The organism is Bradyrhizobium sp. CCBAU 53351, assembly GCF_015291745.1.
Taxonomy (GTDB): domain Bacteria; phylum Pseudomonadota; class Alphaproteobacteria; order Rhizobiales; family Xanthobacteraceae; genus Bradyrhizobium.
Genome location: NZ_CP030059.1, coordinates 3165455 through 3179631, shown reverse-complemented (window position 1 = coordinate 3179631; position 14177 = coordinate 3165455). Strand labels below are relative to the sequence as shown.

Here is a 14177-nt window from a genome sequence, read left to right as displayed (position 1 = left end):
CGCCGACGACAGCCAGGGCATCTACGGATACCGAAGCCCCTCTCTGCATTATATGTCAAATCCTGTTCGCAACTCGCCGCTGACTCGCGGCAGGGAGTGGCGTACAGGTTCCACGCCTGTCATCCTGACAGGGCAAATGGCGTTACGCGGTTGCTCAGAATGAGCGAGAAGATTGACGGCACGCGGGATGACGGTGGTTCGCAGGGCACTGCGGCAAGCCGGCTGCTGTCGGCGACCTCCATCTGGTCCGATGCGCCCGCGCCGCCGCCTCCACCGCCAAAGCCCGCGTCCGTTTCGGCGCCCGCCCCCGTTGTGCCGGCGCCTGCGCCGATGGAGGTCGTAACGACCGCTGCGCGAGTTGAGCAGACGCGCCCCGGTCAATGGCCGCCGCGAAGACTCTCGCTGGCCCTGCAGGGCGGCGGCACCTTTGCCGCCTTCACCTGGGGCGTGCTGGAGCGGCTGCTGGAAGAGCCGATCGAGATCGACACGATCAGCGGCGCCAGCGCCGGGGCCATCAATGCACTCCTCCTCGCCTCCGGTCTTGCCGAAAGCGGCCGTGAAGCCGCGCGCAGCCGGCTGAGCCGGTTCTGGCTCCGCTTGATGCACGAGGCCTCGTTCCGCTCGCTGATGCTGGTCGGCGGTTTCTCGCCGGCGGGAAGCTCGGTCGCGTTTGGTCCGACGCTGCGCTCCGGCCAGTTCGATCCGGTCGATCTCGATCCGCTCAGGCAGGCACTGTCGCGCGACATCAATTTCGCGGCGCTGAGCGATCCGAACGCACCAAGACTCCTGATCGCAGCGACGCGGATCCGCGACGGACAGCAGCAGATCTTCCGCAACGACGCTGTGACCGCCGACGTCGCGCTGGCCTCGACCTGTCCGCCGCTGGTTCACTGCGCCGTCGAGATCGACGGCGAGGCCTATTGGGACGGCGGCTTCGGCGGCAATCCGCCCCTGCTGCGCCTCGCGCAGGAGACGACGACGTCCGACGTCCTGCTCGTCCAGGTCACGCCGGCGCGCGACAGCTATGTGCCGATCACCCTCGCCGCGATCGACCGCCGGCTCGACCAGATCGCGGCCAACGCTGCGCTCAATGCCGAGATTGCGGCGATCACATGGGCCCAATCGCACGCGGCATCGTCGCTGCGGCTCACCCGCATCGCGGCCGAAGACTCCATTGACGGCCTGGCGCAGCGCTCATCGACCGATCTCGGCCGCGGCTTCATCCGGCTGCTGTACCGGAGCGGCCGCGCAGCCGCCGAGCGCTGGCTCGGGCAAGATGCCAAGACCGCCGCGCCGCCTTCCGCGTCTGCACAGACCCTCGCCGCTCCCGAGCCCGCGCTAACCTGACTTCGCCAGCGCTTCCTCCAGGAACCACGCCGTCGCGAGCGCGCGCGCGTCGTTGCCAAAGCGTGCGATCACCTGCACACCGATCGGCAGGCCACCCGCCTTCAGCACCGGCACGTTGACGCAAGGATTGCCCATCAAGGTCCAGAGCCGGTTGTAGCGGGGATCGCCTGTGGTCGCGAGCGCTTTGGCCGGCGCGGTGCCCGGCGCCGAATAGGTCAGGAGCACATCGATGCCCTCGAACAATTCGCCGAGTTCGCGGCGGCCCCGACGGCTGATCCGGCGGGCCTCGTCATATTCTTTCGGCGTCAGATGGGCCGTCGCATCGAGGCTCGCCCGCAGCATCGGCGCGATCTCGTCGTGACGCTCGGAAAACTCCCAAGCCAGCGCGCGATGCGCCTCGAAATCCTGGACGATGGGGTGGATGCGCCAGGCCTCCTGCACCGCCCCGGGCAGGTCGATGGCCTGCACGCTGGCACCGGCGCGCTCCGCCGCCTTGACCGCGGCCAGCAAGCCCTCTTCGGCCGCCGGCTCGACGCTGCCTGCAAACTCCTGCCTGACCACGCCGATGCGCGGTGCCTTCGCCGGAACGATGCCGGAGAATTCGGTACGGCCTGTCATCGCCAGGAGTCCGCGCGCAAGATCCTCCGCACGCGCGCCGAACAGGCCGACCGTGTCGAGTGCCCACGAATAACACTTCACGCCCACCGTCGGCAGCATACGGAACGAGGGCTTGATCGCGGCGGTCCCGCAATAGGCCGCGGGCCGGATCACCGAGCCGCCGGTCTGGGTGCCCAGCGCCAGCGGGATCATGCCGGCGCCGACGGCGGCCGCCGAGCCCGAGGACGAGCCGCCCGGCGAATGGCCGGGATTGTGCGGATTGAGCGTTGGGGTCGGATCGCGCGAGGCAAATGCCGTGGTCGTGGTCTTGCCGATGATGGTGGCGCCCGCCCGCTTCAGCATCATCACGACGGCCGCATCGGCGCGCGGCTGCCAGCCGCGATAGATCTCCGAGCCCATCTCGGTCGGCATGTCGGCGGTGTCGATGATGTCCTTGATGCCAACCGCGATGCCGCGCAGCGGGCCCGAGCCTTGCGCCTTCGCAGCCTTGTCGTGACGGACGAAGGCGCGGACGTCCTTCTCCTTGGCCTCGATCGCCGCATGCGATTGGGCGATCGCGGCATCGGGCGACAACTCGCCGGCTTCAATGCGGCGCTGCAGGTCGGCGAGTGAGATCATGGCAAAACCCTTCTTATTGGCATCGCTTTTAGCATCGCGATGAGGCCGCGCAAGCGCACGTCGCTGTTGCGTAACGCCCTCAGGTTGTTCCATGCTGCCCCCACAAGGAGACGCCGTGGACGCCATCAATCCGAGCGTAGAGCTGACCGAGGCCGAGCGGATCGACCGCCTGCGGCTGATCCGCTCCGACAATGTGGGCCCGCGTACCTTCGGTTCGCTGGTCGATCATTTCGGCACGGCGCGCGCGGCATTGGAGCGGCTGCCTGATCTGGCGCGACGCGGCGGCGCGCAGCGGTCTGGGCGCATCTGCAGCGCAGATGAAGCCAGGGCCGAGCTTGCCGCAAGCCGCAAATTCGGCATCGCCTGGCTTGCGCCTGGCGAGGACGGTTATCCCTCACGGCTGGCGATGATCGACGATGCGCCGCCGCTGCTCGCGGTGCGCGGCGACAGCAAGAGCCTGATGCGTCCGATGATCGCGATCGTCGGTTCGCGCAACGCCTCCGGCGCCGGGTTGAAATTCGCAGGTCTCCTGGCGCATGAGCTCGGCGAGGCCGGCTTCGTCGTCATCTCCGGGCTGGCGCGCGGCGTCGACCAGGCCGCACACCGCGCCAGCGTCGCGAGCGGCACCATCGCCGTGCTCGCAGGTGGACATGACTGCATCTATCCGCCCGAGCATGGCGATCTGCTCACGGCAATTCTCGATCACGCGGGCGCTGCGATCTCCGAGATGCCGCTCGGCCATGAGCCGCGCGCCCGTGATTTCCCTCGCCGCAACCGGCTGATCTCGGGCGCTTCGCTCGGCGTGGTCGTGGTGGAGGCGGCGCACCGCTCGGGCTCGCTGATCACCGCGCGCATGGCCGCCGAACAGGGCCGCGAGGTGTTCGCGGTGCCAGGCTCGCCGCTCGATCCGCGCGCTGCCGGCGCCAACGATCTGATCAAGCAGGGCGCGACGCTGGTCACCGAAGCTGCCGACATCATCAATGCAGTGCAGCCGATCATGGAGCGGCCGCTGATGATCCCTGCGGGCGAGCCGGACAGCGAGCCGTTCGAGAGCGATCCGCAAGGCCACGACCGCGACCAGATCACAGGCCTGCTCGGCCCGGCGCCAATCTCGATCGACGATCTCGTGCGGATGTCCGGCGCCTCGCCCGCGATCGTGCGCACGGTGCTGCTGGAGCTCGAGCTCGCCGGAAAGCTCGAACGCCACGGCGGCGGATTGGTGTCCCTGCTCTAGCTGTCGTTGCGCTTATCGAACCGCGTCCGTGCAGCCTCGATCTGCATCAGATGGTCCATGGCCCACTGTCCGAGCGCCTTCACCGGCTGCTGCAGGCCGCGGCCGAGATCGGTCAGCTCGTAGTCCACGCGCGGCGGAATGGTCGGGAAGATCGTGCGCGTGACGAGGCCGTCACGCTCCAGCCCGCGGAGCGTCAGGGTCAGCATCCGCTGCGAGATGCCGCTGATCATGCGCTTGAGCTCGTTGAAGCGCTTCGGCCCGTCGCTCAGGTTCATGATGACGAACACACTCCATTTGTCCCCGACGCGCGCGAGCACCGAGGCCACGCCGCGGCAGTCGGCATGATCCGGATGAGGTGCCTGCGGGGCAGGCAATTCCGTGTGTGTCGGTTCCAAAGATGTGCCCATGGCTCAAAAAGGTGCGTTCTTGCGGGGATTTTGATAGTCACTCATGTAGCTCTGGTTACAAACTTATACCAGGGTGATCCCAAATGAAACTCCTCCATCTCGACTCCAGCGTCCTCGGCCCCCACTCGGTCTCCCGGCAGGTCTCCGCCGCCATCGTCGACCGGCTACGCCAGGCGACGCCCTCGCTGGAAGTGGTCTATCGCGACCTGACCCAGACCCCGCTCGCTCACCTCTCCGGCTCGCATTTGGCGGCTGCGCAGGGCGCGCCCGCACCGGCGGAACTCGGCCCCGACCTTGCCGCGAGCGCGGCGGCGCTGGACGAGTTCCTGGCGGCCGACATCGTCGTGATCGGCGCGCCCATGTACAATTTTACGATCCCCAGCCAGCTCAAGGCCTGGATCGACCGCGTTCTCGTTGCGGGGAAGACGTTCAAAAATGACGCGAACGGGCCGCAGGGCCTCGCCGGCGCCAAGCGCGTGATCGTCGCGATCTCGAGGGGCGGCTATTATGGCGCGGGCTCGCCCGCTGCGGCGCTGGAGCACCTTGAAACCTACTTGCGCGGCGTCTTCGGCTTCATGGGCATCCAAACTCCCGAATTCATTATCGCCGACGGCATCCAGGTCGGACCGGAGCATCGCGAGAAGTCGATCGCCAGCGCGCTTCAGGCGGCCACCAGCCTGCGCGCCGCGTAAGATTCACATCGACACCAGCCGCTGCCGGACTCCGGCGGCGGCTGACTTGTCGGCGAAGCTAAAACCAGGCGCCCTGAATTCCCAGGATGACGGCGACGAGCGATATGAACAGGCCGATGCCGGCGAAAAGAGCCACTCCGATCAACTCGGAAGCGCCGGAACGACCGGCGGAAACTGTGGAATCTTCGGTGTAAATACGCGGTGTTGAAATCGACGGAAAAATGCGAGCTGCCTTTGGCATCACGGGCTCCCTGAAAATGAGTCTTGTGACCCCTGCCCGTAAAAATGTCTTGGTAGACCACGCGAAGGTTCAACGCCTCACGCAAGGTTCACGAAAATACAGCTATGGAGATGCAGGCACCGGTCGGCGCAACCGCGGCGGTCGCGCCGACCGATTCAATTTTCACTTCATTTGATCAGCCGCGATAGATCGGCGCGCCGCTCGGCGATGCCACCGCGCCGCCGTCGACGAAGATCTCCTGGCCCTGCACATGTGCAGAATCGTCCGAGGCGAGGAACAGCACCGTCTTCGCGACGTGATCCGTTTCGCCAATGCGCCCGAGCGGCGTCGTCAGCGCAATCCGCTTCTCGAACGCCTTCTCGGCTTCCGGCGTCGCGGTCGCAGGTCCCCAGATCGGGGTGCGAATCGCACCAGGCGCGACCACGTTGACGCGAATGCCGCGCGGCGACAGCTCCGACGCCATGATCCGCGCCATCGCCCGCACGCCAGCCTTGGCGGCTCCATAGGCCGAATAGCCGGGAATGCCGAGCACCGAGATCACCGAGCCGTTGAGGATGATCGAGGCGTTGTCGTTGAGATAGGGCAGCGCCGACTGCACCGTGAAGAACACGCCGGTCAGGTTGGTGCTGATGACCTTCTCGAAGACGTCGAGCGTGGCCGACCCCAGCGGCGTGCCGCCGGCGATGCCGGCATTGGCGAACACGATGTCGAACTTGCCGAACTTTTCGGAGCCCTGCTTGATCGCAGCTTCGGTCGCGGCGATGTCGGTGGCATCGGCGGCGAGCGCGAGCGCGTTCGGCCCGAGCTCCTTCGCAGCGACCTCCAGCGTCTCCGTGTTGCGCCCGGTGATCACCACCTTGGCGCCCTCGGCCACGAACAGTTTTGCGGTCGCAAGGCCGATGCCGCTATTGCCGCCGGTGATCAGGGCCGTCTTGTTCGTCAGTCTCACATTCGCCTCCAGTGGTTGCATCATAAAACCAGATTGCCATCTAGGGCCTATGGTTTTATGATGCAACCACACAAGCGCGTGATCGGCGTTCGGATCGTGCGAACGCGACAGGACCGGGAACGATGGTGAAACGAACGAGCTTCGAGGGCGATGCCTGCCCGATCGCGCGCTCGCTGGAGGCGATCGGCGATTGGTGGTCGCTGCTGATCATCCGCGAGGCGCTGTTCGGCCTGCGCCGCTTCGGCGAGTTTCAGAACAAGCTCGGCATGGCCAAGAACATCTTGTCGGTGCGGCTGCGTTCGCTGGTCGACCACGGCATTCTGGCCACCGCCCCCGCCTCCGACGGCAGCGCGTATCAGGAATATGTGCTGACGCCGAAGGGCCGCGGCACCTTCCCGATCCTGGTGGCGCTGCGGCAATGGAGCGAAGAGTTCGACGACCACCCCGAGGAGATTGCGACCCTTTTGGTGGATCGCGAGAAAGGGCACCCGGTGAAGAAGCTGGAGCTGCGGTCGGAGGACGGGCGGCTGCTGAGTCCGGCGGAGACCACCCTGAAGCCGCGATCCGCGCCGCGGCGGCGGTCAGCGTGATAGCACACGACTACCGCCACGCCGTGGTGGGACTTGTGCAAAATCTCGACGGCGTCAAAGATGGCCAGACATCCCAAGCGGCGCCACCATGCCCCTGCTCGCCATCGTCTATTTTTCCATCTCCGGCACCACCGAGAAACTCGCACATGCGGTGGCGCGCGGTGCGGCCGGGATGGCGGAGATCGCACTTTGTCGGATCGCCGGCGACGACATCGTGTCAGGCCGCTTCCGGAATGATGGTTTGTTGCAGACGATCGACCGGGCCGACGCGGTTGCCTTTGGCAGCCCGACCTACATGGGCGGAGCAGCGGCGCAATTCAAAGCCTTCGCAGACGCTTCAAGCGACCGCTGGACCCAGCAGCGATGGGCCAACAAATTCGCAGCCGGCTTCACCACGGGCGCTCTCGCCGGGGGCGATCAACTCCACACGTTGACTTACTTCTCCATTCTGGCTGCTCAGCACGGCATGCTCTGGTGCGGGTTGGATATTCCGGGCGGAGAGGATCCAGCCGGTCGCAATCGCCTGGGCAGCCAGCTTGGACTAGCGGCCCACATGATCGACGGCGCCTTGCCGCAAAGCGACCTCAGCACCGGCGAATATCTCGGCGGGCGACTGGCCAAGATGGCGAGCCGCAACGGCTGACCACGCCGGTCATTGCGAGCGCAGTGACGCAATCAATGAGTTCTCACGACAGCTTGCGCTTGCTCCGCAGCCTCAAATGCTCGTCGGCTTCGAGCTTGGTCATGCCCAACAGATAATGGAGCACGTCCAGCTTGTGACGCTCGGCGAGCTTGCGCAACGCGCCGACCTGCTCGGCGATGAAGGCGACGGCCTCGTCCACGCCGCCTTCCCCCGGTTCCTCGTGACGCGAGCCTCCCGGCGCACCGATAGCGGTGCGCGCCCGTTTCTTTCCCGGCCTAGTCACCAGCCCACCCCGAATCCATGCCCCGCAGAAACATTACGCCGATAGCGACCGCAACTCCAAGGTGGTATTTTACAACTTTCTCGATATGAAACTTTTCCCATTCCGCGGGCTTTCAACAGCCCTCGATTTGACAGCGGAGGCCTCACCACCCATGTTCGGGGCGAAACGGCCGACCCGAGTCCTTTCGTTTTCGGCCCCAAATTTTCCCGTAAGTTACTGGAACTACATGAATATCGTCATTGTGGAGTCGCCGGCGAAAGCCAAGACGATCAACAAGTATTTGGGCTCGTCCTATGAGGTTCTGGCCTCGTTCGGCCATGTCCGCGACCTGCCGGCGAAGAACGGTTCCGTCGATCCCGACGCCAATTTCAAGATGATCTGGGAGGTCGACCCCAAGGCGGCTAGCCGGCTCAACGATATCGCAAAGTCCCTGAAGGGCGCCGACCGTCTGATTCTGGCGACCGACCCTGATCGCGAGGGCGAGGCCATCTCCTGGCACGTGCTGGAGGTGATGAAGGAGAAGCGCGCGCTGAAAGATCAGAAGATCGAGCGCGTGGTGTTCAACGCCATCACCAAGCAGGCCGTCACGGACGCGATGAAGCATCCGCGCGAGATCGACGGCGCGCTGGTCGACGCCTACATGGCGCGCCGAGCGCTGGACTATCTGGTCGGCTTCACCCTCTCCCCCGTGCTGTGGCGCAAGCTGCCGGGCGCCCGCTCCGCCGGTCGCGTGCAGTCGGTGGCGCTGCGCCTCGTCTGCGACCGCGAGCTCGAGATCGAGAAGTTCGTCGCACGTGAATATTGGTCGCTGATCGCGACCCTGCTCACCCCGCGCGGCGATGCCTTCGAGGCCCGCCTCGTCGGCGCCGACGGCAAGAAGATCCAGCGCCTCGACATCGGCACCGGCGCGGAAGCCGAAGACTTCAAGAAGGCGCTGGAAGCGGCCAGCTACGCAGTCACCGCGGTCGATGCGAAGCCCGCCCGGCGCAATCCGCAGGCGCCCTTCACCACCTCGACGCTGCAGCAGGAGGCCAGCCGAAAATACGGCTTTGCGCCGGCGCACACCATGCGCATCGCCCAGCGCCTCTATGAGGGCATCGACATCGGCGGCGAGACCACCGGACTCATTACTTATATGCGTACCGACGGCGTGCAGATCGCCCCCGAGGCGATCACCCAGGCCCGCAAGGTGATCGGCGAGGATTACGGCAACGCCTACGTGCCGGACGCCCCCCGGCAGTATCAGGCCAAGGCCAAGAACGCCCAGGAAGCGCACGAAGCGATCCGCCCGACCGACATGTCGCGCCGCCCCGACAGCATGAGCCGCAAGCTCGATGCCGACCAGGCGAGGCTCTATGAGCTGATCTGGAAGCGCACCATCGCGAGCCAGATGGAATCGGCCGAGCTCGAGCGCACCACCGTCGACATCACCGCGAAGGCCGGCTCCCGCACGCTGGAGCTGCGCGCCACCGGCCAGGTCGTCAAGTTCGACGGCTTCCTCGCGCTCTACCAGGAAGGCCGCGACGACGAGGAGGACGAAGACTCCCGCCGCCTGCCCGCAATGAGCCCGAACGACGCCTTGAAGCGGCAGTCGCTCTCCGTCACCCAGCATTTCACCGAGCCGCCACCGCGCTTCTCGGAAGCATCGCTGGTCAAGCGCATGGAAGAGCTCGGCATCGGCCGTCCCTCGACCTATGCCTCGATCCTCCAGGTCCTGAAGGACCGCGGCTACGTCAAGCTCGAGAAGAAGCGTCTGCACGGCGAGGACAAGGGCCGCGTCGTGGTCGCCTTCCTCGAAAGCTTCTTTGCCCGCTACGTCGAGTACGATTTCACGGCCTCGCTCGAAGAGCAGCTCGACCGCATCTCCAACAACGAGATCTCCTGGCAGCAGGTGCTGAAGGATTTCTGGACCGGATTCATCGGCGCCGTCGATGACATCAAGGAGCTGCGCGTCGCGCAGGTGCTGGACGTGCTCGACGACATGTTGGGCCAGCACATCTATCCGCCCCGCGCGGATGGCGGCGACATCAGGCAGTGCCCGAGCTGCGGCACCGGCCGGCTCAACCTGAAGGCCGGCAAGTTCGGCGCCTTCGTCGGCTGCTCGAACTATCCGGAATGCCGCTACACCCGTCAGCTCGCCGCCGACAGCGAGCAGACCGCCGACCGTTCGCTCGGCCAGGATCCCGATACGGGGCGCGATGTCTGGGTGAAGGCCGGCCGCTTCGGCCCCTACATCCAGCTCGGTGAGCAGAAGGACTACGAGGAAGGCGAGAAACCCAAGCGCGCCGGCATCCCGAAGGGCACCTCGCCCGGCGATGTCGAGCTCGAGCTTGCGCTGAAGCTCTTGTCGCTGCCGCGCGAAATCGGAAAACATCCGGAGACAGGCCAGCCGATCACGGCGGGCCTCGGCCGCTTCGGGCCGTTCGTGAAGCACGAGAAGACCTATGCCAGCCTCGAGAGCGGCGACGAGGTGTTCGACATCGGCCTCAACCGCGCGGTCACACTCATCGCAGAGAAGGTCGCCAAGGGCCCGAGCCGGCGCTTCGGCGCCGACCCCGGCAAGGCGATCGGCGATCATCCGAGCCTCGGCACCGTCACCGTGAAGAGCGGCCGTTACGGCGCCTATGTCACCGCAGGCGGCGTCAACGCGACGATCCCGGCCGAGTTCGAAAAGGACACCGTCACGCTCGCCCAGGCGATCGCACTGATCGACGAGCGCGCGGCCAAGGGCGGCGGAAAAGCGAAGGCCAAGAAGGCCGCCAAGCCGACCAAGACCAAGAAGACCGCAGCGAAGGCTGCGGATGGCGAGGACATCCCGCCCAAGCCAAAGAAACCGGCCGCGAAGAAGGCGGCCAAATCGAAAACCGAATCCACCAGCAAGGCGCGCGCCGCCGTGTCGTCGACCGCAAAGACGTCGCCGACCAAGGCCGCTGCCAAGGCTCCGGCCAAGAAGAGTGCCGGCACCAATTAGAGGTTAAGTGAAACGCAAGAATGACCATGGCTTTCCCGACAGGGCAGCCATCGTCGCCTTCATCAAGGCAAATCAAGGAAACGTCGGCACCCGCGACATTGCACGCGAGTTCGGCCTGAAGAACGCCGATCGCATCGCGCTCAAGCGCATGCTGCGCGAGCTCGCCGACGACGGCACCATCAAGAAGAAGCGCCACAAGGTGTCCGAGCCGGACACGCTGCCGCCGACGCTGGTCGCCGACATCACCGGCCGTGACAGTGATGGCGAGCTGATCGCCTCCCCCACCGAATGGGACGAGGTCGAGAGCGGCGAGCCGCCAAAGATCCTCATCGAGATGCCACGCCGGCCCAAGCCCGGCACCGCAGCCGGCGTCCGCGACCGCGTGCTGCTGCGCGTCGAGCGCTCGGACGAGACCGAAGGCCCGGCCTATCGCGGCCACATCATCAAGGTCTTCGACAAGACCAAGTCCCGCATCCTCGGCGTCTTCCGCAGCCTGCCCGAAGGCGGCGGGCGGCTCGTCCCCGTCGACAAGAAGGCCGCCGACCGCGAGCTGAACATCGCCGCAGCCGATACCCACGGCGCGCAGGATGGCGACCTCGTCAGCGTCGACATCGTGCGCACCCGCAGTTTCGGCCTCGGCTCCGGCCGGGTCAAAGAAAAGCTCGGCTCGGTCAAATCCGAGAAGGCAATCAGCCTGATCGCGATCTACGCCCACGACATTCCCTTGCAATTCTCCTCCGCCGCGGAGCGCGAAGCGGAAGCCGCCGAGCCTGCGAACCTGAAAGGACGCGAGGACTGGCGCGACGTGCCGCTCGTCACCATCGATCCCCCGGATGCGAAGGATCATGACGACGCGGTGCACGCGCAAGCAGACGACGATCCCAACAACAAAGGCGGCTTCATCGTCAACGTCGCCATTGCCGATGTCAGCTTCTACGTGCGACCGGGCTCGGCGCTCGACCGCGACGCGCTCGACCGCGGCAACTCGGTCTATTTCCCCGACCGCGTCGTACCGATGCTGCCCGAGCGGATCTCGAACAATCTCTGCTCGCTGGTGCCGGGCGAACCACGCGGCGCGCTCGCGGTGCGCATGGTGCTCGGGCCCGACGGCCGCAAGCGCTCGCATAGCTTCCACCGCATCCTGATGCGCTCGGCGGCGAAGCTGAGCTACGCACAGGCGCAGGCCGCGATCGACGGACGGCCCGACGACACCACCGGCCCCCTGCTCGATCCGATATTGAGGCCGCTCTACGCCGCCTATGCCTGCGCCAAGCGCGCGCGCGACGAGCGCGATCCGCTCAATCTCGATCTGCCCGAGCGCAAGATCCTGCTGAAGAGCGACGGCACGGTCGACCGCGTCGTGGTGCCGGAGCGCCTCGATGCGCACAAGCTGATCGAGGAGTTCATGATCCTCGCCAACGTCGCGGCAGCCGAGATGCTGGAGAAGAAGTCGCTCCCGCTGATCTACCGCGTGCATGACGAGCCGACGCTGGAGAAGGTCCACGCCCTCGCGGAATTCCTGGAGACCCTGGACGTTCCCTTCGCCAAAGCGGGCGCGCTGCGGCCCACCACGTTCAACCGCGTGCTGGCCCAGCTCGAAGGCCATGACTATTACCCGCTGGTCAGCGAGGTGGTGCTGCGCGCCCAGGCACAGGCTGAATATTCTTCCGAGAACTACGGGCACTTCGGCCTGAATTTGCGCCGCTACGCGCATTTCACCTCGCCGATCCGCCGCTATGCCGACCTCGTGGTGCACCGCGCGCTGGTCCGCGCGCTCGGCCTCGGCGAAGGCGCCCTGCCCGACAGCGAGACGCCGGAAACCCTGAGCGAGGTCGCGGCCCACATCTCGGTGACCGAGCGGCGCGCGATGAAGGCGGAGCGCGAGACCGTCGACCGCCTGATCGCCCATCACCTCGCCGACCGCATCGGCGCCAGCTTCCAGGGCCGCGTCTCCGGCGTCACCCGCGCCGGCCTGTTCGTCAAGCTCGCCGAGACCGGCGCCGACGGATTGATCCCGATCCGATCCCTCGGCACGGAATATTTCAACTATGACGAGAGCCGCCATGCGCTGATCGGCACGCGCAGCGGCACCATGTATCAGCTGGGCGACGTCGTCGATGTCCGCCTGATCGAAGCCGCCCCCATTGCGGGCGCGCTGCGCTTCGAGCTGCTGTCATCCTCCAGTGAGACGAACCCGCGCGACCGCAGGCGACCTGGTCCACAACGCCGCCCCTCGTTCAAGGCCCATCCCGGACGCAGCCCGGATAAAAAACGCAAGCCGTCGAAGCCAAAATCCGCCAAGGGGAAGAAGAACAAGGGGAAACCCAAGGGAAAACCCAAGGGCAAGAAGGGCAAAGCATGGTGACGATGAGCACGGTCCCAAAAATCTGGACGCGCGAGAGCGGCCTCGTCGAGAAGCGCGATGTCTTTGCGGCGATGAAGCGCGGCTTTCGCGGCCGCTGCCCGCGCTGCGGCGAAGGCAAGCTGTTCCGCGCCTTCCTGAAGACGGCAGACAATTGCGCCAAATGCGGCCTCGATTTCACGCCGCACCGCGCCGATGACCTGCCCGCCTATCTCGTCATCGTCATCGTCGGCCACATCGTGGTGCCGGCCGTTTTGTGGATCGAGACCAATTACACCACGCCGGTCTGGATCAGCTTCGCGGCCTATCTGCCCTTCACTTTCGTCGCCTCGCTCGCGCTGCTGCAGCCGGTGAAGGGAGCTGTGGTCGGCTTGCAATGGGCTCTGCGTATGCACGGGTTTGACGAGAGCCCTCCCGATGGTATTCCGCCGGTATAGGCCAAATAAGCAAGAAGAGTTCGGGTGAGGACATGACGGATATTGCGCAAGTCGCGGACAAGGCAAAGGTCCACGAGGAAAAGGAAGCAGACCATCATCCCTATTTCCGCCCCCGGGATGCGGCGACCCTGATCCTGGTCGATCGCAGCGGCGCCATTCCGAAGGTGCTGGTCGGCAAACGCCACGACAAGGTAGTGTTCATGCCCGGGAAATTCGTCTTCCCGGGTGGACGCGTCGACAAGGCCGATTATCGCGTGCCCTGCGCCGCGCCGATCACCGCCGAGCTGGAAGCCAATCTCGCCAAGGGCAGCCCGAAGACGCCGGCCTCGCGCGCGAAGTCGCTGGCGATTGCCGCGATCCGCGAAGCTTGCGAGGAGACCGGTCTCTGCCTCGGCCGCAAGACCGAGGCCAAGCTGACGAAGCTCGACGGTCCCTGGAAGCCATTCGCCGATGCCGGCCTGCTGCCCGATCCCTCCAGCCTGTTCCTGATCGCCCGTGCGATCACCCCGCCCGGCCGCGTCAAGCGCTTCGACACGCGCTTCTTCACCGCGGACGCCTCCGCGATCACCCATCGCGTCGACGGCGTCATCCACGCCGATGCCGAGCTGGTCGAATTGGTCTGGGTCGAGCTCGGCTCGAAGCCGCTGGCGGATCTGCATCCGATGACGCGCAACGTGCTCAACGAGCTCGACACCCGTCTTGCCACCGGCCCGCTCCGCCACGACGCGCCGGTGCCGTTCTTCCATTTCTACGGCGGCAAGATGCAAAAGGATATTTTGGGCTGA

At 65.9% G+C, this 14177-nt stretch carries 14 protein-coding genes; 9 read left to right on the top strand and 5 right to left on the bottom strand.

The window, feature by feature from the left end; genetic code table 11:
* Positions 1 to 159 precede the first annotated feature (159 nt).
* Entirely contained in the window at positions 160 to 1347 is a 1188-nt protein-coding gene (locus XH83_RS14805) for a patatin-like phospholipase family protein (protein ID WP_194407694.1), read from the top strand.
* Here the strand turns inward: XH83_RS14805 and XH83_RS14800 are convergent.
* Positions 1339 to 2583 carry an amidase gene (locus XH83_RS14800; protein WP_194407693.1) on the bottom strand — a complete coding sequence of 415 codons (1245 nt, stop codon included), beginning with the start codon at positions 2581 to 2583 and terminating at the stop codon, positions 1339 to 1341. The two genes, XH83_RS14805 and XH83_RS14800, sit on opposite strands and share 9 nt — an antisense overlap.
* A gap of 91 nt (positions 2584 to 2674) precedes the next feature.
* Between XH83_RS14800 and dprA the strand changes: the two genes are divergently transcribed.
* A complete protein-coding gene (gene dprA, locus XH83_RS14795) occupies positions 2675 to 3817 on the top strand; it encodes a DNA-processing protein DprA (RefSeq protein ID WP_194407692.1) in 1143 nt (380 codons plus the stop codon).
* Here dprA and XH83_RS14790 read toward each other — a convergent pair.
* Entirely contained in the window at positions 3814 to 4224 is a 411-nt protein-coding gene (locus XH83_RS14790; RefSeq protein WP_194407691.1) for a helix-turn-helix domain-containing protein, read from the bottom strand. The two genes, dprA and XH83_RS14790, sit on opposite strands and share 4 nt — an antisense overlap.
* 83 nt (positions 4225 to 4307) lie before the next feature.
* Between XH83_RS14790 and XH83_RS14785 the strand changes: the two genes are divergently transcribed.
* Positions 4308 to 4916, top strand: a complete 609-nt coding sequence (locus tag XH83_RS14785; protein ID WP_194407690.1) for an FMN-dependent NADH-azoreductase — start codon at positions 4308 to 4310, stop codon at positions 4914 to 4916.
* Positions 4917 to 4974: 58 nt separating this feature from the next.
* Here the strand turns inward: XH83_RS14785 and XH83_RS14780 are convergent, their stop codons facing one another.
* Together XH83_RS14780 and XH83_RS14775 are read right to left on the bottom strand one after the other, a co-directional pair.
* Positions 4975 to 5157: a hypothetical protein gene (locus XH83_RS14780; protein WP_194407689.1), complete on the bottom strand. Its 183-nt coding sequence runs from the start codon at positions 5155 to 5157 to the stop codon at positions 4975 to 4977.
* Between the two features lie 175 nt (positions 5158 to 5332).
* A complete protein-coding gene (locus XH83_RS14775) occupies positions 5333 to 6106 on the bottom strand; it encodes an SDR family oxidoreductase (protein WP_194407688.1) in 774 nt (257 codons plus the stop codon).
* A 122-nt stretch (positions 6107 to 6228) separates the two neighbouring features.
* On the opposite strand from XH83_RS14775, the gene XH83_RS14770 reads away from it, so the two are divergent.
* Both XH83_RS14770 and XH83_RS14765 read left to right on the top strand, forming a co-directional pair.
* Positions 6229 to 6696 (top strand): helix-turn-helix domain-containing protein, encoded by a 468-nt coding sequence (locus tag XH83_RS14770; protein WP_194407687.1) that lies wholly within the window; start codon positions 6229 to 6231, stop codon positions 6694 to 6696.
* Between the two features lie 88 nt (positions 6697 to 6784).
* A complete protein-coding gene (locus tag XH83_RS14765) occupies positions 6785 to 7339 on the top strand; it encodes a flavodoxin family protein (RefSeq protein ID WP_194407686.1) in 555 nt (184 codons plus the stop codon).
* A 43-nt stretch (positions 7340 to 7382) separates the two neighbouring features.
* Here XH83_RS14765 and XH83_RS14760 read toward each other — a convergent pair whose 3' ends face one another.
* Positions 7383 to 7538, bottom strand: a complete 156-nt coding sequence (locus XH83_RS14760) for a hypothetical protein (protein ID WP_246776467.1) — start codon at positions 7536 to 7538, stop codon at positions 7383 to 7385.
* 310 nt (positions 7539 to 7848) lie between these two features.
* Here XH83_RS14760 and topA point away from each other — a divergent pair, with 310 nt between their 5' ends.
* Genes topA through XH83_RS14740 form a run of 4 tightly spaced genes read left to right on the top strand, consistent with a single transcriptional unit; the run spans position 7849 to position 14177 of the window.
* Positions 7849 to 10593, top strand: a complete 2745-nt coding sequence (topA, locus tag XH83_RS14755; protein ID WP_194407684.1) for a type I DNA topoisomerase — start codon at positions 7849 to 7851, stop codon at positions 10591 to 10593.
* Between the two features lie 7 nt (positions 10594 to 10600).
* Positions 10601 to 12958 carry a ribonuclease R gene (rnr, locus tag XH83_RS14750; protein WP_194407683.1) on the top strand — a complete coding sequence of 786 codons (2358 nt, stop codon included), beginning with the start codon at positions 10601 to 10603 and terminating at the stop codon, positions 12956 to 12958.
* Positions 12952 to 13392, top strand: coding sequence for a DUF983 domain-containing protein (locus tag XH83_RS14745; RefSeq protein WP_194407682.1), 441 nt, complete (start codon positions 12952 to 12954; stop codon positions 13390 to 13392). The genes rnr and XH83_RS14745 overlap by 7 nt, the downstream gene beginning before the upstream one ends.
* A gap of 32 nt (positions 13393 to 13424) precedes the next feature.
* Entirely contained in the window at positions 13425 to 14177 is a 753-nt protein-coding gene (locus tag XH83_RS14740; RefSeq protein ID WP_194407681.1) for an NUDIX hydrolase, read from the top strand.